A 20,069-nucleotide genomic window follows, 5' to 3' on the forward strand; every position below is an offset into this window, starting at 1 on the left:
GGGCCGCCACAGGTGAAGTGGCAGCCCTCATTTATACTCATAACAACGTTATGACTCACAACAACCGGAAATTTAACGTTCGTAGATAAACTCTACGCCGTCATCATCTTCCTCATCCCAATCGTCGTCATCTTCTTCTACCGCTGCCGCTTCCACTTCAGCCAGTTGTTCACGGTGATAATCATCCCACATGAATTCAACTTTTTCTGGTGCACTTTCTGCAATGGCCATAGCTTTAGGTTGGGTGTTGAGGAATTTCATGACATCCCAGCACAGCGCGTTTACATTGTCGCGATTTGCTGCGGAAATCATGTAGTACTTATCTTCCCATCCCAGCGCTTCTACAATGGCTTTAGCGCGAACCTCAGCTTCTTCTGTACCTATCAGGTCAATCTTATTGAAAACAAGCCAGCGTGGCTTCTCTGCAAGATTTTCGCTGTATTGCTGTAACTCATTAACGATGACTTTGGCATTCTCAATCGGATCTGATTCATCGATCGGAGCCAGATCAACCAAGTGCAACAGTACACGACAACGTTCCAGATGCTTCAGGAAGCGAATACCCAGACCAGCACCGTCTGATGCGCCTTCGATCAAACCGGGAATATCGGCAACCACAAAGCTCTGCTCATGATCCATTCGTACAACACCCAGACTTGGGATCAATGTCGTAAATGGATAATCGGCTACTTTTGGTTTAGCCGCAGAGACCGCACGAATAAAGGTGGATTTACCCGCGTTTGGCAAACCTAACATCCCCACATCAGCCAGCAGCAACAACTCAAGCATCAATTCACGTGTTTCGCCTTCAGTACCCATGGTTTTCTGGCGTGGCGCACGGTTTACCGATGATTTGAATCGAGTGTTCCCTAACCCATGGAACCCCCCTTTCGCGACCATCAGAACCTGACCATGGCGGGTCATATCACCCACAATCTCACCCGTTCCCTGATCCAGTACGCGGGTACCAACCGGGACTTTAATGGTGATATCTTTACCACGTTTGCCGGTACAGTCACGGCTCTGGCCATTCTGCCCACGTTCAGCACGGAAAGACTTCACAAAACGGTAATCAATCAGCGTGTTAAGGTTTTCATCGGCCAGCAGGTAAATATCGCCGCCATCACCACCATCACCACCATCAGGGCCACCATTAGGGATATATTTTTCGCGGCGGAAGCTGACACAACCGTTACCACCGTCACCGGCTACAACCAAAATCGTAGCTTCATCAACAAACTTCATTTACTTTCTCCGTAAATCATTCACCGGGCCGCTGCTTTTGCGGAGCAACCAGGTTTATTTCTGTCCGACGTGGCCACCAACGATGTCCAATTGCGGAAAACATTGCGCCGGCCACTACCACGAATGCGCCTGCGTATCCCACAAGATTGAGGGACGGTGCGGCAAACATTTCTGGCCAGGCCAGCGCCAATAGAATTGAAAAAAACAAGGTAAACAACGGTGTCAATGTGACAAGTGCGCTTACCTGAGCTGCCTGCCAGCGCGCCATGGCCTCAGCCAAAGCACCGTAACCCACTAGGGTATTAACCCCACAAAATAGTAAACAGGCAAACTGCCACCCATTTAGCTGAAAAATAACGGCTGGTTTCGCCATTGGGAATAATGCAATTGCACATAAAGTGTACAACAATAATAGAATTTGTTGCGATGCCATACGCCTTAATAGCACCTTCTGGGCGACACCATAGCTGACCCAAACAACCGCTGCACAGACTCCCAATGCCACGCCAAGCGTATAATCAGTCAAACGGGTAAAGATTTCATGCAGACTGGTATTAAAAAATAACAACAAGCCACAAATCAGCATACCCGCACCAATAACCTGGGTAATGCGCATCCGCTCTTTTAAAATCAGCACACTGGCAACCATCATACCGACTGGTGATAATTGCCCGATAACCTGGGATGCCGTCGGACTTAGATATTGTAATGATGAACTGAAGAAGATGAAATTCCCCAGTAGGCCACACGTCGCAACTATCAGTAATACCAGCCAGCGACGTTGGCGAAAAAGTTTAAGCGAGGGTAGCTGACGACGCGAAGCCAGAATAATCCCCAAGCCGATAGCCGCCATCGTGAAGCGATACCAAACAATGGTAAAAGGCTCCATCACCTCAAGCACTTGCTTCATTGCGATCGGCAAGGCACCCCAGAATACGGCAGTGGTTAGTGCCAAAAAAATACCTAAACCAGCCTGCTGCTTCGTATCCATTTTTTACCGAAGGGGTTAACCCTGAAATGTAAAAAGCCCCGCAACGAAATTGCAGGGCTTACATCTATTTACAGGACGCGAAAAACTTATACAGCTTCGATGCTGATAAATTTACGGTTTTTCGGGCCTTTAACTTCGAACTTGACTTTACCGTCAGCCAAAGCAAACAGAGTATGGTCTTTACCGCAACCTACGTTGGTGCCTGCATGGAACTTAGTTCCACGTTGACGAACGATGATGCTGCCTGCCAGAACTGCTTCGCCGCCAAAACGTTTTACGCCAAGACGTTTACTTTCGGAGTCACGACCGTTACGAGTCGAGCCACCAGCCTTTTTATGTGCCATTTATCCGCTCTCCTAAATCTTAAGCGCTGATACCGGTGATTTTAACATCAGTGAACCACTGACGATGACCTTGCTGCTTACGGTAATGCTTACGACGACGGAATTTAACAATCTTAATCTTCTCGCCACGACCGTGAGCAATTACTTCAGCCTTGATCTTGCCACCATCGACTAAAGGAGCGCCGATATTGATTTCTTCACCGTTAGCAATCATCAGAACTTGGTCAAACTCAACAGTTTCACCAGTTGCGATGTCCAGCTTTTCCAGGCGAATGGTTTGACCTTCGCTTACTCGGTGTTGTTTACCACCACTTTGGAAAACCGCGTACATATAAAACTCCGCTTTCCGTGCACTCCACTTTTGTAGTCCAGAGCGCACTATAAATATTCACAATAGGGCGCGAATTCTACGCAAAAATGTAGTGAATGACAAGTATATAATCAGCCCAAGCGAAGAAAAAAAGCACAGTTTCTTACATCATGTTTATTTGATGGATTTTTCAAGTACAATCATAGTCTCAGGGAACGTCATGTAATAATGTGGGCGGTAATCTCATCGCAGTTAAAGAGAAAAACAGCTGAATATAACAATGAACCTAGAAAAGATTATCGAGTTAACCGCGCCGGATATGGCGGCAGTAAACACAACAATTCTCGACCAGTTGAACTCTGATGTTGTTCTCATCAATCAATTGGGCCATTACATTATCAGTGGTGGCGGGAAACGAATTCGCCCTATGATCGCCGTTTTGGTGGCCCGTGCGTTGCACTACCAGGGCAGTAAGCATATCACCGTCGCGGCATTGATTGAATTTATCCACACAGCAACCTTGCTGCATGATGATGTGGTCGATGAATCTGATATGCGCCGTGGTAAAGCGACGGCTAATGCGGCATTTGGTAATGCCGCCAGTGTATTGGTGGGCGACTATATCTATACGCGCTCATTCCAGATGATGACCGGCCTCGAATCACTGCGCGTTCTTACTTTGATGTCAGAAGCCACAAACGTTATTGCTGAAGGTGAAGTCTTACAGTTAATGAACTGTAATAACCCAGACATCACTGAAGAAAACTATATGCAGGTTATTTACAGCAAAACGGCTCGCTTGTTTGAGGCAGCTTCACAATCTGCGGCCGTGCTGGCGGATGCTACTGAAACGCAGGAGTTAGCGTTACAGAATTATGGCCGTTATCTGGGTACTGCATTCCAGCTAATTGATGACCTGCTCGATTACAGCTCTGATGGCACCACTTTGGGTAAGAATACCGGTGACGACCTCAATGAAGGTAAACCTACATTGCCCCTACTGCATGCCATGCGTAATGGCACCGTGGAACAAGCAGCCATGATTCGACAAGCAATTGAACAAGGCAATGGCCGCCATTTACTCGAACCCGTATTGGCTGCAATGCAGCAGTGTGGCTCACTTGACTATACCCGTCGGCGTGCAGAGGAAGAGGCCGACAAAGCCATTGCTGCGTTACAGATTCTCCCTGAAAGTGAATACCGCCTGGCTCTTGAGGGTTTAGCGCACATTGCCGTACAACGCACCTTTTGAGAAATCATTAAGAAACCCGCGCTTTACCGCCCGGGTTTATCTTTTCTGCTATTAATCCAAACGTTTCATCAGTGTTCCTACCCCTTCCCGCAGCAAAAATGCAATAGCTCGCGAGCGCTCAGCATCAGTGAGTTGATTGTAAGCTTCAATCCATATAGCCAATGGGTCATTGCGCTGCACAACATATTCCGGGGGGGTTTCTTTCAAGCGTAAAACACACAGTACATCAGATGGTAGCCCCTCGATAGCGTATTCTACCGCCTTTCCCTGCACCCCAAGTTTACGTCTGCGTTCCCAACCTTCCTTTCTGGCTCGACCATTAACCCCTGCAGGCGTGTTAGGCAACCCGCCAATACCAATAAGCTCAGCAGCGGTAATCCATTGTTTTTTCATATCCATTCTCTATCAATGAGCTGCTGTAGCAATTTCCTGGCACAAAGTGCACATCTGGCGGGCTTAATCGATTCTCAATTGCTCGATCAGGCTTTTAGCTCCTTCACGAAAAATAAAGGTAATAATCTGCTCCCGTTCAGCCTCCGTAAAACGATAGTAAGCCTCTATCCATAGGGCTAATGGGTCTTGCCGTGCTGGCGTATACTGTGCCGGCTCTTCTCTTAAATGTAATGAATTCAGTATGGTGGAAGGTAAACTTTCAACATGATACTCCACCGCCTTCCCTTGAACGCCACGACGACGGCGCTGTTCCCATCCCTCACGTTTCGCCATGAGGTTAATGCCTTGTGGTGATGAGGGTAATCCCTCAAGACCTGCCAGTTCCTTAGCGGCAAACCACTCTTTTTTCATGGTGTTGCTTCCTAATATGCGTTGTGACACAAAAAAGGAATATTTAGAAAACATTTAAAATCTTTTAGAAAATAAATGGTATGATCTTTCTAAATGGTCACTTTCTGTTCACAGTACGATTAACAATGTACTGTTATTTATATCACTAACACGTCAGCTGCTTAGAAAAAAAAGGATTAAAGATGATTTTAAGGAAATCTGATTGGCACCCAGCAGACATTATTGCCGCACTACGTAAAAAAGGCACAACTTTAGCCGCCCTCTCTCGTGAGGCAGGGTTAAGTTCCTCGACTCTTGCCAATGCGTTAACTCGTTCTTGGCCAAAGGGGGAATGGTTGATTGCCGAATGTTTAGAGATTCATCCTTCCGAAATTTGGCCAACACGCTATTTTGATCCGAAAACAGGGGTTCTTCTTGACCGAAAAGTGAGGATACGGCCGGCTATTCTTCGGGCATAAAAAAACCGCCGATGCATAGCTTCGGCGGTTGATAATATTATCTCAGGGGCAGCTTTAAGCCCCTGCTACTACTTGTTATTGACGAACTGCTCGCCCAACTCAATATCTTTGTGCAATACATCAAGCATGCTTTCTAGCGCTTGCTGTTCAAACGCACTCAATTTGCCAATGTCTTTACGTTCAGCAACACCCTCTTTACCTAACAGGATTGGCTGAGCAAAGAAACGGGCATATTTACCGTCGCCTTCAACGTAAGAACATTCAACAACATTGCTTTCGCCTTGTAGAGCACGAACCAGAGAAAGACCAAAACGTGCCGCAGCCTGCCCCATAGATAGAGTCGCTGACCCGCCACCGGCTTTTGCTTCAACAACTTCAGTACCCGCATTCTGGATACGTTTAGTCAGGTCAGCCACTTCTTGCTCGGTAAAGCTAATGCCTGGAATTTGTGACAACAATGGCAAAATGGTAACACCAGAGTGGCCACCGATAACCGGCACTTCGATATCTTGAGGTTGCTTACCTTTCAGTTCAGCAACAAAGGTATTAGAGCGAATGGTATCCAGTGTCGTAATGCCAAATAATTTATTCTTGTCGTAAACACCGGCTTTTTTCAGTACTTCTGCGGCGATCGCTACTGTCGTGTTAACTGGGTTGGTAATGATACCGATTAATGCTTTCGGGCAAGTACGCGCGATTTGCTCAACCAGATTACGGACGATGCCAGCATTAACATTGAACAGATCTGAACGATCCATGCCCGGTTTACGTGCAACACCCGCAGAAATCAGAACAATATCGGCCCCTTTAAGGGCTGGGGTAGCATCTTCGCCGCTGAAGCCTTTAATATTAACAGCGGTCGGGATATGGCTCAGGTCAACCGCAACACCGGGAGTCACTGGCGCGATATCATATAATGAGAGGTCTGAACCTGAAGGAAGCTGGGTCTTGAGTAGAAGAGCGAGGGCCTGGCCGATACCACCAGCGGCACCGAGAACTGCAACTTTCATCCTATACTCCTTTTTATATTTAATTTAAATTTGCCGTGAATTCATCTATTTAGGCACCTTAATTTATTGTGATTTTAAACACAATCTATTAACAGTCAGATTGAGATATCACGCATCAAAAAGGCGCATAAGACGTATGCATTTTAGAGTAAATCGCTTATTCATTAATGATATAGCGCACATTATTCTAAAATTTACTGAAGTATTCATGACAGGTTAATCGGCGGTTACATTACACCCTTCTGTTACATCAGAACAACATCATTTTAATAACATTTTAGTTACTCGCGCCGAATGTTGATAAAAACTGATTTAGCATAATCGTAACAGTAAGATGATGTGAAAATTTCACCACACCTTGATATCAGTGCTTTTATCGCCAATACTCCATAGTCATGTTGAATAAAAATTCATTTATATGCATAATAATCCTATTCACTATTGACTGATCAAGGCATAGAAAATGCGTAATCCCGCAAAACAAGAAGATCTTATCAAAGCGTTTAAAGCGTTATTGAAAGAAGAGAAATTCAGTTCTCAAGGTGAGATCGTTTTGGCCTTGCAGGAAGAAGGCTTCGAAAATATCAACCAATCCAAAGTTTCACGTATGCTAACCAAATTCGGTGCGGTTAGAACGCGTAATGCCAAAATGGAGATGGTTTACTGCTTACCCGCAGAATTGGGGGTGCCAACAACCAGTAGCCCACTAAAAAATCTGGTCTTGGATGTCGATTATAATGATTCAGTCGTTGTGATTAATACCAGCCCTGGTGCGGCACAGCTGATCGCCCGCCTGCTGGATTCATTAGGTAAGGCTGAAGGGATCTTAGGCAGTATTGCTGGTGACGATACCATTTTCACAACGCCTGCCAGAGGTTTTACGGTTAAACAACTGCATGAAGCCATTCTTGGGCTATTCGAACAAGAGCTTTAATTCCACATCTTTATGTCTGATGTATATAGATGCGGCCTTCTGCGCCGCACTGTATCCCTGTCACCGTTATCCGATTAATCATACCTTCATAGCCTTTAACCAGGGCATATAACTACTGATTTCGGTCTAAACCACAAAATAATTCTGCTTATCTCTCCCTTACAGTCAAACCTACCACTGACTAACGCACTTTTAGTCAAAAACGCTTACTCAATTGAAAACATTAAGTTTTTACTTGAACGTGCTGTTTTTTAATCACTTTTTATTCCTTTTAGTTCTTAAAAAGTAGTCACTAGCGATAAAGTGACCTTAAATATTATTAGCTTGCTATTAATATTCTCAGTTACTAGATGTATACTCATTTTCGTGACGTAAATCACACTTCATGCGAAGTGATAAAGAATAAATAGAGGCAATAACATGAATATTAAAACTACCATCGCAACTGCCAGCATTCTCTCTGCACTGTCATTTGGTGTTTTTGCAGCGGATTCTATCAATGAGAGTCAGGCTGAAAAATTACAACCAATGGGCACCATTACCGTCAGTGGCCTTAACGGCGCACCATCCGATATTCGTCAGGCGCTGTCTGATAAAGCTGATGCTATGGGCGCTAAAGCTTACAAAGTGATCGAAGTGCGAGAAGAAAATAACTGGCATGCCACTGCCAAGATTTACCAGTAATTCGCAATAGATAGATCAAAAATGGCGTGAAGCCCAAATCGAAAAAAATTAAATAAACAGTAAAAACAATAAACTAAAAGTACCAGAATCATTAAAAGTACTTTTGGATTGTTGAATCTGATTAAGGAAAAATCATGAAAATCAAAACTACTCTGGCAGCCCTGAGTTTACTTTCTGTTGTTGCTTTCGGCGCATCTGCTGCGGAATCAATCAATGCCGCCCAAGCAAGCAAAATGACTGATTTAGGCGCAGTCAGTGTGAGCGCGATTACCGGTGCTCCTTCTGATATTGAGCAGGCCATCGCGAAAAAAGCTGATAGTGAAGGCGCTACGGCATACAAAATCATTGGTATGCATCAAGACAATGGTTGGCACGCCACAGCTAAGATTTACAAATAAGATTAAGCGCCAGCAGTGAAAGTAAATGCCCCGCTCAGAGGGGCATACTTTCGTACCTTGATAATTTATTCAATAGACTGAAAATAAAGATAAATACTAATTTTTAGCTTATTGAATAGAGTATTGATTGCAACAAAGTATTGGCTGAAGTCAGCTCACATCCGAATAATCCCTCGTCTATCCGACGAACCCTTTACCCCCGCTATCGCGGGGGCTTTTTTTATCCGACTTAATCCTGCGATAGAGCTTATTGCTCCGCTTTTTTATCCAAAGCGCTCAGCAATTTGTTATGAATCCCACCAAAACCACCGTTACTCATCACTAGAATGTGATCGCCCAGTTGTGCTGTTTTCACGATCATATCGACTAACGCATCAATATCAGCACTCCAATGTGCAGGCTGAATACAAGCTTCGGCCACTTCCACTACCTGCCAAGGGATATGCTGCGGCTGGAACAGGAACACTTCATCCGCACGGCCTAATGAAGGTGCTAACTCATTTTTACATAGCCCTAATTTCATGGTGTTAGAGCGTGGCTCTAAAACAGCCAAAATACGCGCAGTTCCACCCACTTTACTGCGCAGTGCCGCCAGAGTGGCAAGAATAGCGGTTGGATGGTGAGCAAAATCATCATAAACCGTGACACCATGAGCTTCACCCCGCAATTCCAGCCGGCGACGAGCATTAATAAAATCACCCAGTGCCTTGCAAGCATCGGCGGGTAAAACCCCGACATGACGGGCGGCAGCGATCGCCATCAAACCGTTATGCATATTGTGTTCACCCACCAGTGACCAACTGACCTCGCCCACTAATTTATTATCAAGGAACACTTCATAAACACTGGCATCGGTCGATACTTTGCGCGCCGACCAACTGCCAGTTTCGCCGACCAACTCTTGCTCACTCCAGCAGCCCATCGCCATCACTTGCTTCAGGTGATTATCATTATCCGGCACGATGATTTTCCCTTTCCCTGGCACTAAACGTACCAGATGATGGAATTGCTTCTGGATAGCTTTCAGATCGTCAAAAATATCCGCATGATCGAACTCAAGGTTATTCATAACCAGCGTTCTTGGGCTGTAGTGAACAAACTTAGAGCGCTTATCAAAGAAGGCGCAATCATATTCATCAGCTTCAATGACAAAGAATGGGCTATTACCTAAACGTGCTGATACATCAAAATTACCCGGCACTCCGCCAATGACGAATCCGGGTTCATAACCACAGGCTTCCAGAATCCAGGTCACCATGCCCGCAGTGGTGGTTTTACCGTGGGTACCCGCCACCGCTAATACCCAGCGCTCTGGCAATACATGGTCATGTAACCATTGTGGGCCGGAAACATAAGGGATGCCTTGCTCTAATACTGCTTCAACACAAGGGTTACCACGGCTCATGGCATTACCAATGATCACTAAATCCGGGGTGGGACTCAGTTGAGTTGGGTCATATCCCTGAATTAAATCGATCCCTTGATTCTCCAGCAACGTGCTCATTGGTGGATACACGTTAGCATCCGCTCCTGTCACTTCATGACCTAATGAGCGGGCCAGCATTGCCAGGCCGCCCATAAAAGTGCCGCAGATACCTAATATGTGAATGCGCATAAATTTTCCGTATTAATAAGCTTCGAGTTTGTAACCATTCTACCGCTCAGAATCAAAGAGAAGAAATGGAATTGCCTATGAATCATTCTCACCTTTGGGCTACACTGCTGCCATCAGGTGTGTTGTTTGTTAATAAATCGATATTTAACCGTAGATCCAGGGATTGAGTCATGAAAACGTTAGGCGAATTCATCGTTGAGAAACAGCTAGACTTCTCTCACGCCACCGGCGAATTAACTGCATTACTTTCAGCAATCAAACTCGGCGCGAAGATTATTCATCGCGATATCAACAAAGCAGGTCTGGTTGATATTTTAGGTGCCAGCGGTGTTTCCAATATTCAGGGCGAAGACCAGATGAAACTGGACTTGTTTGCCAATGAAAAATTAAAAGCGGCCCTAAAAGCGCGTGGCGAAGTTGCCGGTATCGCCTCCGAAGAAGAAGATGATATTGTTATCTTTGATGGTGGCCGGGCAGAAAATGCCAAATATGTCGTTCTGATGGATCCGCTGGATGGTTCTTCAAATATCGATGTGAATGTATCCGTCGGTACTATTTTCTCCATCTATCGCCGCATTACCCCATTTGGTACTCCGATTACCGAAGCTGACTTCCTGCAACCTGGCACTAAACAAGTTGCCGCAGGTTATGTCGTCTACGGTTCTTCAACTATGCTGGTCTATACCACAGGTTACGGTGTCCATACTTTCACTTATGATCCGTCGTTGGGCGTTTTCTGTTTATCCGGCGAAAAAGTGCGTTATCCCGCAACCGGTTGCATGTATTCCATCAACGAAGGGAACTACATTAAATTCCCATTGGGTGTGAAGAAATACATCAAGTACTGCCAGGAGCAAGACGAAGCCACCAAGCGCCCGTATACCTCACGCTACATTGGTTCACTGGTTGCCGACTTCCATCGTAACTTGTTGAAAGGCGGTATTTATATTTACCCAAGCACCGCTAGCCACCCACAAGGGAAACTGCGTTTACTGTACGAATGCAACCCTATGGCCTTCTTGGCAGAACAAGCCGGTGGTAAGGCGACGGATGGGGTGAACCGCATTTTGGATATCGTGCCAGAGAAACTGCATCAGCGCGCACCTTTCTTTGTCGGTACCAAATCCATGGTGGAAGATGCGGAAGGTTTTATTGCCAAATTCCCGGATGAAGAAGCCAAGTAATTTGGGTAAATACAGTTAAAAAAGAGAGCAGCGGCCCCTAAGCCGCTGCTTTTTTATGCTCCAACCGCCAACTCATGATTGTGCAATTTAAACACTGCCATGCTGGCTGACAATGCATTGGCTTGCTCTTCTAATGATCGCGTCGCTGCGGCGGCCTGTTCAACCAATGCGGCGTTCTGCTGGGCAACCTGATCCATTTGCGCAATAGCTACATTCACTTGCTCAATACCGCTACTTTGTTCATAACTTGCGGCTGAGATCTCACGCATCAATGCCGTTACTCGGCTAACTTCATCAGCGATCTCATGCATGGTTTTCCCTGCCGATTCGGCCATGTCTGCGCCCTCCTTCACCCGACTTTGCGACTCAACAATCAGATCTTTGATCTCTTTCGCCGACTGCGCACTGCGTTGTGCCAGATTACGTACCTCACCCGCAACCACAGCAAAACCACGCCCCTGTTCACCGGCTCTGGCGGCCTCAACCGCAGCGTTAAGTGCCAGAATATTAGTCTGAAACGCAATGCCATCAATTACGGCAATAATATCGGAGATACGGCGCGAACTTGTGGTAATTGCCTGCATCTTATCAACCACATGACTCACGGCCTCACTGCCCTTATTGGCAATATCCGATACACTCATCGCCAAGCGATTAGCCTGATCCGAGTTTTCAGCATTCATTTTTACGGTTGAGGTCAACTGCTCCATACTGGCCGCAGTCTGTTCCAAAGAAGACGCCGACTCCTCTGTACGTTCAGCCAAATGACTGTTACCGACAGCTAATTCCCGCGAGCCAATACCAATCTGCCCACCCACATCCCGTACATTACTCACTGACGCCACCAGCGATTGCTGCATCGTCTGTAACGCCTTTGCCAATCGGGCCAATTCAGTGTTGCCCTCACTATTGATACTGTGAGTTAAATCACCAGCAGCTATATATTCCAACTGATGAATTGATTGCACCAACGGCTGCAAAATAATGTATTTGAGCGCAAACCATGCCAGTACCGCAGAGATCAACGTGATCACCCCTGCAGCTATAATGATCGTCAGTTTAATTTTGGCGGCATTGTTTGCGTTGGCGATTTGCAATTGACCAGCATCCAGTGCATAGCTGCGAAAGGCAGTGACATCATTGTTAAAGGCTTTACTAATGTCGGTAATACCCTTTTCCAATACAGCGTAATACTCGTCAGCATACCCCGCCTTGATCGCGGTCAGCATGGGTATTACGCCCTTATCAATATAATTTTTATAACTTTTCTGGATATTTATCGCCAATCCCTGCCCGTCTCCCCGGTCAGATACCGCACTGACAAAACGTGCCATCTCTTTTTGCGATAATGCTAGTGAACCTTCAGCCTGTTTTGCCGTTTGTAATGATTCCTCAATCAGACCAATTTCTAACTGATGGATCGCCAGAGCTGCTTCAGTTCTGGCGCTTAACGTGGCATTAAAGCTATTAGATAGAGACCCCAGCTCCTCCCCCTGGATTTGATTTATTATTTGCAACGAGCGCGAACTTTCCTGAATTGAATTAATCCCGATAACACTGACAACTAATAAAATCAACGACATAAAGCTTAGCTGGGCAATAAGCCCATTCTTAATGGTAATCTTTTTTAACATCGGTTTTTTTCCGGTTATGTGCAAATGGTTAAGATTACAAAGCGTTAGCATTACAGCGGACGGTCTTATTGTTTGATTAAGTTATCGGCTATACAGATGTCAGCTTGAACTCTCACCGGAAAAACAGCTCAAAATAGATACATTTAGCGAATGACGGGATTTTATCTCACTGAAATGGCCCTCACTCAGGCAATCTCACCGCTATCTGACAGTGAAAAGGGCGGGAATTCACAAAAGAGTTGGCTATAATAGCCAGCACTCCATTTCTGGTTTGATAAAAGGAAACCGACATGAGCTTGAACCAAGTACCCGCAGGTAAAGACCTGCCAGAAGATATCTATGTAGTGATCGAAATCCCTGCGAATGCGGATCCGATCAAATATGAAATCGATAAAGAGACTGGCTCGCTGTTTGTAGACCGCTTCATGTCTACTGCCATGTTCTATCCATGTAACTACGGTTATATCAACAACACCCTGTCATTAGATGGCGACCCGGTTGATGTACTAGTGCCAACACCGTATCCGTTGCAACCAGGTTCCGTGATTCGTTGCCGTCCGGTTGGCGTGTTAAAAATGACTGACGAAGCGGGCGAAGATGCCAAGCTGGTTGCGGTTCCACACAGCAAACTGACCAAAGAATACGACCACGTTAAAGATGTAAATGATCTGCCAGAACTGCTGAAAGCGCAGATCAAACATTTCTTTGAACATTACAAAGACTTGGAAACAGGCAAGTGGGTGAAAGTGGATGGTTGGGAAGATGCCGCCGCAGCTAAAGCCGAGATCCTGGCCTCTTTCGAACGTGCGAAGAAGTAATTTCCCGTTTCGCATGCCAAAAAGCGCCTCTTGAGGATGCTTTAAGCGCGAAAAGTAAAAACACCGCCCTGTGAGCGGTGTTTTTTTTGCTAATAACAGCTTAATTTTATGGCTTGTCGCTCTCTTCATGGCGTTTTAGCCAGTCGCCACTGTAGATACGTGGCACACCTTCGAGCGGTAAGCGATAAAGGTATATCCACGCGCTACCATAAGGCGTCTGAATCAGCTCGCGCCGGTAATCCTTAGTATTACTTTTAAGTTCATCTAACTCATTCATAATAGATGAGTTAATCCGATAAACCTCACAATGCACAGTGCCGTCTCCGGGGATAACCGCCGGATAATGACCTAAGTTGTACATATCAAAGCCTTCAAGGTCATGTTCACCCAACCACTGGGCGTCCGTCATCCAATGACTATTACCTTGCTTGCGCCGTAAACTACCGTAGACAATAATTCGCATGGTTAGAACTCAAACTGATAAAGCACATCTAATGCCTGATCAATACCAGACACCGCTTCCAGATACAACCTTGGCATCAATCGATAACGTAATGTTAACGTCGCCAGCGAGTCAAATATACCCACACCGTATTTTACTTGCAGGTCTTTAGTGACATAACCACTTACCACGACTTGTGAGCTATCACCGACTCCCTGCGTATCTAGTGCCAGGTTACTGACACCAAATGCCTCGCCGATTTTACCCACAAGTTTACCGCTCTGCGCAACCCCCATGCCAATAAGCATTGAGGTCATCATGCCACTGTCAGCCCCCGAATTACTCAACCCCTGACCACGCAACAGGTATGATAACGCCTCCTGCTGTGACATAGCCGGATCCGAGAACACTTCTAGCCGTGGAGCATCAGCCATCCCGGTAACCCGCACACCAGCAGTAACACCGTCTGCCGTAGCATCTGGATTTCGTATCGCTTCAATATTGAGTAGTGGTTGATCCGGCGGGCCGGAGAACAGCAATATCCCTTTATTGACAATTAAATCCTGACCATAAGCACGGAAGCTACCCGACGGAATATTAATTTGCCCGTTCAAGCCCAACCCGCGCTGATCCTGGATCATTTTCAAATTACCTTGCAAACGGGCTTTCAAACCAAATGCATTCAGACGTACATCATTACCTACCCGAATCACCAGATTACTGTTGATTGGAATACTGGCCGTCCGTGGGGAGATAGGTTTCAGATCGTTATTGAGCATCACCTCATCTGATGAGACACCCACCGCATTTTCCGGCACTTCCTGCACCGTTATCCGCGCCCATGGAATATCAACCGAACCATTGAGGGTGAACAACTGCGGTGTCGCTTCAAAAACAATGTCCGGTGAAACATCAATCCGTACCATTGGTGGGATCGTAACCCGCAACTTATTGCCTTTTGCGGCGATTCGGGCACGCCAGGCATTGATATCACGCCAATCGGCATCACCGGAGAGATTGAGCTGCCCTTGAGAAGTCCGAATTAACCCCTCCAATGTTGAGGTCATACCGTCGAAGTTCATCACCAGACGCCCTTCGGTAATATCAAATGGCATCCAGCTACCATCAACATCGACATTATCCAGCGCCAAACGACCAAAGACTAGCGGGCTCTTCGCATTCCCCCCTAAACGCAGATTGGCGTTTAATGTGCCAGCGGCTTTTTCACCATCACTCAGTATCGGGTTAATCATTGCCAAAGAAATATTACTGATAGCAATGTTACCGGACAAATTGCGCCGCCCTTGTGGATCAGCAACCTGAACCTGCCCGGAGAACTGGCCGTTATTCACCAGTTTAATCAACCAATCAGCCCGCACTTGCCCATTGGTTAGGCCACCATTGAGATTCAGCGTTTCAAAAGCAATCGGTAACGGGTTACCTTGCACCACTTGCTGCACTTTAACCCCATTGCCACTGAGCGATACCCGTACATCTGGCAGGTTACCACCGGCCGTCCAACTGACATCGGCCCGGCCAGTGAACACGCCACTCATGGTGGTATCCGGCCCAAGGAATGGTTTTATCATCGCTAAATCAAAGCGATTGATAACCACACTCGCCTGCCCACTCGGGCCAGCTTCAATGGCCCGAGGAACACAAAGTTCTGCATTTGGGTTAAGCCAACAGTGGGGTCCGATGGTGACCCGCTGTAAGCTATTTTGGTAATCCAATGCCATCGCACGGCTTAAACGCCATTCACCTACCGGTGTATCGAAACGCGTGTTATTAAGCGAACCGCGCCAACGTTCTTGTTGGCGATCGAAGCTCCCATCCAGCGCCAACTGACCGGAAACTGGTTCCCCTTGTATATTCAGGCGCACCTGATGCTGTTTTTCGCTACCTCGGGCATCTAGCGTCAATAAACTTACAACCAACTCCGCTTGCTTGAGTTGCTCAACCCTAACGGCCAACTGACCCTGAATCTGATCCGTGGAGCGAACGTCGCCATCAATCTTAATCCGGTTAATGGTCAGTTCCTGCCATTGCAGGCGGCTGGCGGTGAGGTCCACTAGCAGTTGTGGTGCTGTAAGGTTGCCGCGCAATTTCAGCGCCCCTTTCATCACGCCTCCCAATCCCGGTAACGCACCATCAAGTTGTGGCGCATCCACAGTGGCATCGAGCTGCCAGGTGTCACTAAGGTTGCCTCTCACATCTAACCTATTACGGCCCAATGCCAGATTAATGCCCGGAATATGCCACTGGCCTGCCGCATTCCCTGTCAGGGAGCCACGGGCCGTCACACGGTTTTGTTTCACATTCCCGTCCAGTGCCAGCTCCGGTACTTGTAATTGCCAACTACCACCGTGGATACTGCCACGGGTGACAATTCTACCATCCAGTTTTGCTGGCCACTCCGGCCACTGCTTCGCGGTGTTAATACCCGATAAGGTTAATACCGAGTTCCAACTGATTGCTTTACTCCAATCCACTACGCCAGTCAGGTCAGTGTTACCTTGCAATGCCGCCAGACGTAAACGGGTCAGATTGAATTGCTCAACACTCCCTTTACCGTCAAGAGTGAACACTGCCGGTGGCAGGTCAGTGCCTTTAAAATCAGAACGGATCGAGAGTGCGTAATCTGTCGCCTGCCCATTGAGGCGCATTCGAAGATTATCAATTTGATATTGAGGTTCGCCACTCAATGGCCAACGCAGTTGCTTGCTTTGTAGAGTTAACGCCAGTGGCAAACCAGCCTGTGCCAGCGCAGTTTCTGCATCCAGTTGCGCGCTCACCGGGCCTGACAGATTGAGTGCCACGTTGAGTTTTTCACGCAGCGCACCACCGACAGTTAATTTTACTTTTTCGCCTTTCAACGGCTCAATGTTCAGCGCACTATTGATGACCATACTCACTGGCCACTTATCGGCCAGCGTGGCGTCACCCTGTGCTGACAGCCCACCCTGTGGCGATTTAATCTCCAGCTTATCCAGTGTTATTTGGTTTTGTTGCGTGCTGGCTTGCAGCAAAAGACTACTGATAAGTACGTCGGTATCACCTGTAAGCCGGAGTTGTTGCCCTGAGATCTCTTTAATCTGTAAATCCAGCGGCAAACGGAAGTCCGGCAATTCTGGCAGTAACGGTTTAGCAAACAGCGCTTTTAACGTTTCACCTAGCGGAGCTTCCTGCTCTGATGGCGCGGCTGCCTGTTGCTCAACCGCTTCTTTTACCGCGATAGCCGTTTCAACCGCAGGTTTAGCCGCATCCGGCACCATCGCTGGCACCGTTTTTGGTAAAGCTATCAATAACCCACTGATTTTGGTCGGCATTAGTGCCAGTGCGCGCTGTTGCCAATGTGCTCCAGTGCGGAATTCATCCAGTGAAATCGCGGTGTCATCAATAGTTACTTTGACATTATTCAGCGACAGCATACGCAATGTAATGGGGTACGGAGTACTAAGTTCCCCCATCGGTTCACTACTGGCAGGAGCAGGGGCCGCAGGCGGCATGGCGTTGGTATCCACCACCACATCAATATCTTGTGCCGTCAGGGCATTAATGCACAACTCACTGCGTTTTAGACAAGAGAGCTGTAATGAAAGATGGAACTGCCCTGCTTTAACAGTGACACCCGGCATTTGATATTGAATGCCTTTTAAGGTGAGGTCACGCCACCCCCCACTGACACTGGCGATATCCAGCCCGGGAACCCAACGTGCGGCACTGTTTATCACAAAATGTAGACCACTGGTGGTGCCCAACAAACCCGCCAAAGCCCCGACCAGCAGCAGGATAATGAGCAGAAATGCGATACTGAGTCTCTTTATCCACCTCCCTCCCTTTACCAACATCATAGTTCAGGCCCCAAACCGATATAAAATTGCACGCCACGTGCTTCGTTGTCACCAATAGGTTTGGCGATGTCTAGCTTGATCGGACCGACCGGAGAAGCCCAACGGACCCCAACCCCGGCGCCAGTTTTGAAATCGCTCTTGCGAATATCGTTAACCGCTTCACCCGAATCGACAAATACAGCCCCCCACCATCTTCCGGTAACGTTATATTGATACTCAAGCGTACCGGTTGCCAGTTTAGAGGCACCGGTTAATTTACCTTCGCTATCGCGTGGGGAAATATCACGGAATTTATAGCCACGAATACTGCGATCCCCACCGGCGAAGAAACGCAGTGACGGCGGTACCCGGTCGAAATCATTGGTTTCAATCCAGCCTAAGTTACCCCGAACGACAAAACGGTTCTTCTCACCCAAAGTACGAATCCACACGTTTTGCGCTTGGAATATGGCGAAATCGACATCTGACCCCCATGTGGTATCAGACACATCAATAGAATAATTCTGACTATCCCCCCACACCGGCATAGCACCGCCGCGCTGACGGGTACGGCTGATGTTCACCCCCGGATACAGCAACATGGTGGTATCAGTGACACTACCTTGAGTAAAGTGATCCAAACTCCAACGCAGGTTAACTGAGCGCTTCCAACCACTGGACAAATCCCAGAAACGGGCAACGTTCAGGGTGGTGGTGTCAGATTTTGTATCATTCAGATCGGTGCGTTTGAACCCACCCTGTAACAGGTAATACTGTTCCAGCGGGTTTTTTAACAGTGGGATTCGATAGCTGAAATCCAGCGTCTGTTCGGGCGCGGAAAGTGTAGTACTGGTGGTTAGACTATGCCCGTAGGAGTTCATCCACGGCTTACGCCAACTGGCCGTCAGACGTGGACCGACATCGGTCGCATAACCGCCCCCCAATTCAACCGTATTTTCGGTACGTGGAGTGACGACCGCATCCAGTGGCAGGACTTTGGTTTTTCTCGCGTCGCGAAAATCCGGTGAAACCACCACCGAGTTAAACCAGTTAGTCGCAGCCAGACGGCGGTTCAATTCGGCCAGTTCATCAGAAGTATAAAACTCACCTTCATGAAAGGGCACCAAATTTTGCAGAAAATCCTCACGGATTTGCGAGCCTTGGAAGGCTACTTTACCAAACCGGTAGCGCTCGCCACTGTCAAAATCAATATCCCAAAAAGCTTTGCGCAACTCAGCGGCAACACCCAACTGGCTTTTGATCATATTGGCGTCAAAATAACCACGGCGTAACGCTAAGCCCGTCAGTGAACTTTTGAAATTATCAAAATCACCATGATTGAGGACTGAGCCAATTTTAGGGGTATCGCGGCGTACCAATGATAGATAATCAGGATCAGTTTTCGCCCCACCTTGCAGCACAATATCAACACCAGCAATCAAAACCGGTTCACCAGGAATCACTTTGGCAATTAAAACGGAACGTGCAGGTGCCGGGCGCGGCTGCAAATCAAAGGTGATGGTGGGGTCGTAATAACCTAACGCGCGTAGCCCCTGACGAATGGCGTCATCCACCCTTGAGCGGAAACGGCCATCGGACGTCACTTCATCCGTACCAATTGTTGATAAACGCGCCCTGACGTTTCTCTCTAAATCCCCGCTAAGACCTTCGACCTGCAACCGCACATTGGCAGCGTAGGCAAGAGGTGTGGCGAGCAATACGCACAAAAAACACAAAATAGGGTATCGTGGCACGCGTACTCCTAATTAATTTTATACCTGCCATCTTCCAAATTGCAGGTGTATTGGCAACTCTCATTACTCGACCTGACCTCTGCAAGCAGCATTTAAATCTGCTCCCAGCAGATTTGTCATCCGAATCACTTACCCTATAAGCTCATCAGGGTTCTCTCCCTTGCCGCTTTACCGCATCTTGAAACCTATTGGGTATATTTTCCTGTAAAAACGATCTGACGGACTTTTTATCACTTACGCAATCATTCCGCACTTAAAGACCGATTTAAACCTGTTATCCCTAAAACTCCACCTTAAGCCGATACATTAACGCAGAATGGCTCTTATTGTGTGCAAACTCGCAATCAGATACAACTGTC

At 47.1% G+C, this 20,069-nt stretch carries 19 protein-coding genes; 7 read left to right on the forward strand and 12 right to left on the reverse strand.

Features of this window, described 5'->3' with window-relative positions; genetic code table 11:
- Nucleotides 1-72: 72 nt before the first annotated feature.
- From cgtA to rplU, 4 genes are all read right to left on the reverse strand, one after another.
- Nucleotides 73-1,245 (reverse strand): Obg family GTPase CgtA, encoded by a 1,173-nt coding sequence (gene cgtA, locus V1955_RS19720; protein ID WP_083160913.1) that lies wholly within the window; start codon nucleotides 1,243-1,245, stop codon nucleotides 73-75.
- Between the two features lie 16 nt (nucleotides 1,246-1,261).
- On the reverse strand, nucleotides 1,262-2,236 hold the full coding sequence (locus tag V1955_RS19725) for a DMT family transporter (RefSeq protein ID WP_083160915.1): 975 nt from the start codon (nucleotides 2,234-2,236) through the stop codon (nucleotides 1,262-1,264).
- An 86-nt stretch (nucleotides 2,237-2,322) separates the two neighbouring features.
- Nucleotides 2,323-2,580, reverse strand: a complete 258-nt coding sequence (rpmA, locus tag V1955_RS19730; protein WP_083160917.1) for a 50S ribosomal protein L27 — start codon at nucleotides 2,578-2,580, stop codon at nucleotides 2,323-2,325.
- 19 nt (nucleotides 2,581-2,599) lie between these two features.
- Nucleotides 2,600-2,911 (reverse strand): 50S ribosomal protein L21, encoded by a 312-nt coding sequence (gene rplU, locus V1955_RS19735; protein ID WP_005186422.1) that lies wholly within the window; start codon nucleotides 2,909-2,911, stop codon nucleotides 2,600-2,602.
- Nucleotides 2,912-3,170: 259 nt separating this feature from the next.
- Between rplU and ispB the strand changes: the two genes are divergently transcribed.
- Nucleotides 3,171-4,142, forward strand: coding sequence for an octaprenyl diphosphate synthase (ispB, locus tag V1955_RS19740; protein ID WP_442821311.1), 972 nt, complete (start codon nucleotides 3,171-3,173; stop codon nucleotides 4,140-4,142).
- A gap of 51 nt (nucleotides 4,143-4,193) precedes the next feature.
- On the opposite strand, the gene V1955_RS19745 is transcribed toward ispB, so the two are convergent.
- Both V1955_RS19745 and V1955_RS19750 read right to left on the reverse strand, forming a co-directional pair.
- Nucleotides 4,194-4,535, reverse strand: coding sequence for a DNA-binding protein (locus V1955_RS19745; protein ID WP_372568582.1), 342 nt, complete (start codon nucleotides 4,533-4,535; stop codon nucleotides 4,194-4,196).
- 63 nt (nucleotides 4,536-4,598) lie between these two features.
- Entirely contained in the window at nucleotides 4,599-4,946 is a 348-nt protein-coding gene (locus V1955_RS19750; RefSeq protein WP_372568581.1) for a DNA-binding protein, read from the reverse strand.
- 182 nt (nucleotides 4,947-5,128) lie between these two features.
- Between V1955_RS19750 and V1955_RS19755 the strand changes: the two genes are divergently transcribed.
- Nucleotides 5,129-5,404: a helix-turn-helix domain-containing protein gene (locus tag V1955_RS19755; protein WP_442821312.1), complete on the forward strand. Its 276-nt coding sequence runs from the start codon at nucleotides 5,129-5,131 to the stop codon at nucleotides 5,402-5,404.
- 68 nt (nucleotides 5,405-5,472) lie between these two features.
- Here the strand turns inward: V1955_RS19755 and mdh are convergent, their stop codons facing one another.
- Nucleotides 5,473-6,414: a malate dehydrogenase gene (gene mdh, locus V1955_RS19760; RefSeq protein ID WP_083160927.1), complete on the reverse strand. Its 942-nt coding sequence runs from the start codon at nucleotides 6,412-6,414 to the stop codon at nucleotides 5,473-5,475.
- Nucleotides 6,415-6,877: 463 nt separating this feature from the next.
- Between mdh and argR the strand changes: the two genes are divergently transcribed.
- The 3 genes from argR (at nucleotide 6,878) to V1955_RS19775 (ending at nucleotide 8,430) form a co-directional block, all read left to right on the forward strand.
- Entirely contained in the window at nucleotides 6,878-7,348 is a 471-nt protein-coding gene (gene argR / locus V1955_RS19765; RefSeq protein ID WP_004707043.1) for a transcriptional regulator ArgR, read from the forward strand.
- Nucleotides 7,349-7,768: 420 nt separating this feature from the next.
- Nucleotides 7,769-8,032, forward strand: a complete 264-nt coding sequence (yhcN, locus tag V1955_RS19770; protein ID WP_083160929.1) for a peroxide/acid stress response protein YhcN — start codon at nucleotides 7,769-7,771, stop codon at nucleotides 8,030-8,032.
- A gap of 134 nt (nucleotides 8,033-8,166) precedes the next feature.
- Complete coding sequence (locus V1955_RS19775) at nucleotides 8,167-8,430, forward strand: YdgH/BhsA/McbA-like domain containing protein (protein WP_083160931.1); 264 nt, start codon at nucleotides 8,167-8,169, stop codon at nucleotides 8,428-8,430.
- Nucleotides 8,431-8,677: 247 nt separating this feature from the next.
- On the opposite strand, the gene mpl is transcribed toward V1955_RS19775, so the two are convergent.
- Nucleotides 8,678-10,045, reverse strand: a complete 1,368-nt coding sequence (gene mpl / locus V1955_RS19780; RefSeq protein ID WP_442821313.1) for a UDP-N-acetylmuramate:L-alanyl-gamma-D-glutamyl-meso-diaminopimelate ligase — start codon at nucleotides 10,043-10,045, stop codon at nucleotides 8,678-8,680.
- 170 nt (nucleotides 10,046-10,215) lie between these two features.
- On the opposite strand from mpl, the gene fbp reads away from it, so the two are divergent.
- Nucleotides 10,216-11,229 (forward strand): class 1 fructose-bisphosphatase, encoded by a 1,014-nt coding sequence (gene fbp / locus V1955_RS19785; protein WP_083160935.1) that lies wholly within the window; start codon nucleotides 10,216-10,218, stop codon nucleotides 11,227-11,229.
- Between the two features lie 53 nt (nucleotides 11,230-11,282).
- Here fbp and V1955_RS19790 read toward each other — a convergent pair whose 3' ends face one another.
- Nucleotides 11,283-12,863: a methyl-accepting chemotaxis protein gene (locus V1955_RS19790; protein WP_442821314.1), complete on the reverse strand. Its 1,581-nt coding sequence runs from the start codon at nucleotides 12,861-12,863 to the stop codon at nucleotides 11,283-11,285.
- A 290-nt stretch (nucleotides 12,864-13,153) separates the two neighbouring features.
- Between V1955_RS19790 and ppa the strand changes: the two genes are divergently transcribed.
- On the forward strand, nucleotides 13,154-13,681 hold the full coding sequence (gene ppa, locus V1955_RS19795; protein WP_083160937.1) for an inorganic diphosphatase: 528 nt from the start codon (nucleotides 13,154-13,156) through the stop codon (nucleotides 13,679-13,681).
- 106 nt (nucleotides 13,682-13,787) lie between these two features.
- Here ppa and V1955_RS19800 read toward each other — a convergent pair whose 3' ends face one another.
- From V1955_RS19800 to tamA, 3 genes are read right to left on the reverse strand one after another with little or no spacing between them, the layout of a single operon-like run.
- Entirely contained in the window at nucleotides 13,788-14,144 is a 357-nt protein-coding gene (locus V1955_RS19800; RefSeq protein ID WP_083160939.1) for a gamma-glutamylcyclotransferase family protein, read from the reverse strand.
- Nucleotides 14,145-14,146: 2 nt separating this feature from the next.
- Nucleotides 14,147-17,974 (reverse strand): autotransporter assembly complex protein TamB, encoded by a 3,828-nt coding sequence (gene tamB, locus V1955_RS19805; protein ID WP_442821463.1) that lies wholly within the window; start codon nucleotides 17,972-17,974, stop codon nucleotides 14,147-14,149.
- A complete protein-coding gene (gene tamA / locus V1955_RS19810) occupies nucleotides 17,974-19,710 on the reverse strand; it encodes an autotransporter assembly complex protein TamA (RefSeq protein WP_102970484.1) in 1,737 nt (578 codons plus the stop codon). The genes tamB and tamA overlap by 1 nt, the downstream gene beginning before the upstream one ends.
- Nucleotides 19,711-20,069: the final 359 nt, after the last annotated feature.

Source organism: Yersinia sp. 2545 StPb PI (genome assembly GCF_052217125.1).
GTDB lineage: Bacteria > Pseudomonadota > Gammaproteobacteria > Enterobacterales > Enterobacteriaceae > Yersinia > Yersinia enterocolitica_E.

Coding starts and splice junctions, on each gene's coding strand:
- cgtA (WP_083160913.1), bottom strand. CDS start 1,245: ATGAAGTTTGTTGATGAAGCTACGATTTTGGTTGTAGCCGGTGACGGT.
- V1955_RS19725 (WP_083160915.1), bottom strand. CDS start 2,236: ATGGATACGAAGCAGCAGGCTGGTTTAGGTATTTTTTTGGCACTAACC.
- rpmA (WP_083160917.1), bottom strand. CDS start 2,580: ATGGCACATAAAAAGGCTGGTGGCTCGACTCGTAACGGTCGTGACTCC.
- rplU (WP_005186422.1), bottom strand. CDS start 2,911: ATGTACGCGGTTTTCCAAAGTGGTGGTAAACAACACCGAGTAAGCGAA.
- ispB (WP_442821311.1), top strand. CDS start 3,171: ATGAACCTAGAAAAGATTATCGAGTTAACCGCGCCGGATATGGCGGCA.
- V1955_RS19745 (WP_372568582.1), bottom strand. CDS start 4,535: ATGAAAAAACAATGGATTACCGCTGCTGAGCTTATTGGTATTGGCGGG.
- V1955_RS19750 (WP_372568581.1), bottom strand. CDS start 4,946: ATGAAAAAAGAGTGGTTTGCCGCTAAGGAACTGGCAGGTCTTGAGGGA.
- V1955_RS19755 (WP_442821312.1), top strand. CDS start 5,129: ATGATTTTAAGGAAATCTGATTGGCACCCAGCAGACATTATTGCCGCA.
- mdh (WP_083160927.1), bottom strand. CDS start 6,414: ATGAAAGTTGCAGTTCTCGGTGCCGCTGGTGGTATCGGCCAGGCCCTC.
- argR (WP_004707043.1), top strand. CDS start 6,878: ATGCGTAATCCCGCAAAACAAGAAGATCTTATCAAAGCGTTTAAAGCG.
- yhcN (WP_083160929.1), top strand. CDS start 7,769: ATGAATATTAAAACTACCATCGCAACTGCCAGCATTCTCTCTGCACTG.
- V1955_RS19775 (WP_083160931.1), top strand. CDS start 8,167: ATGAAAATCAAAACTACTCTGGCAGCCCTGAGTTTACTTTCTGTTGTT.
- mpl (WP_442821313.1), bottom strand. CDS start 10,045: ATGCGCATTCACATATTAGGTATCTGCGGCACTTTTATGGGCGGCCTG.
- fbp (WP_083160935.1), top strand. CDS start 10,216: ATGAAAACGTTAGGCGAATTCATCGTTGAGAAACAGCTAGACTTCTCT.
- V1955_RS19790 (WP_442821314.1), bottom strand. CDS start 12,863: ATGTTAAAAAAGATTACCATTAAGAATGGGCTTATTGCCCAGCTAAGC.
- ppa (WP_083160937.1), top strand. CDS start 13,154: ATGAGCTTGAACCAAGTACCCGCAGGTAAAGACCTGCCAGAAGATATC.
- V1955_RS19800 (WP_083160939.1), bottom strand. CDS start 14,144: ATGCGAATTATTGTCTACGGTAGTTTACGGCGCAAGCAAGGTAATAGT.
- tamB (WP_442821463.1), bottom strand. CDS start 17,974: ATGTTGGTAAAGGGAGGGAGGTGGATAAAGAGACTCAGTATCGCATTT.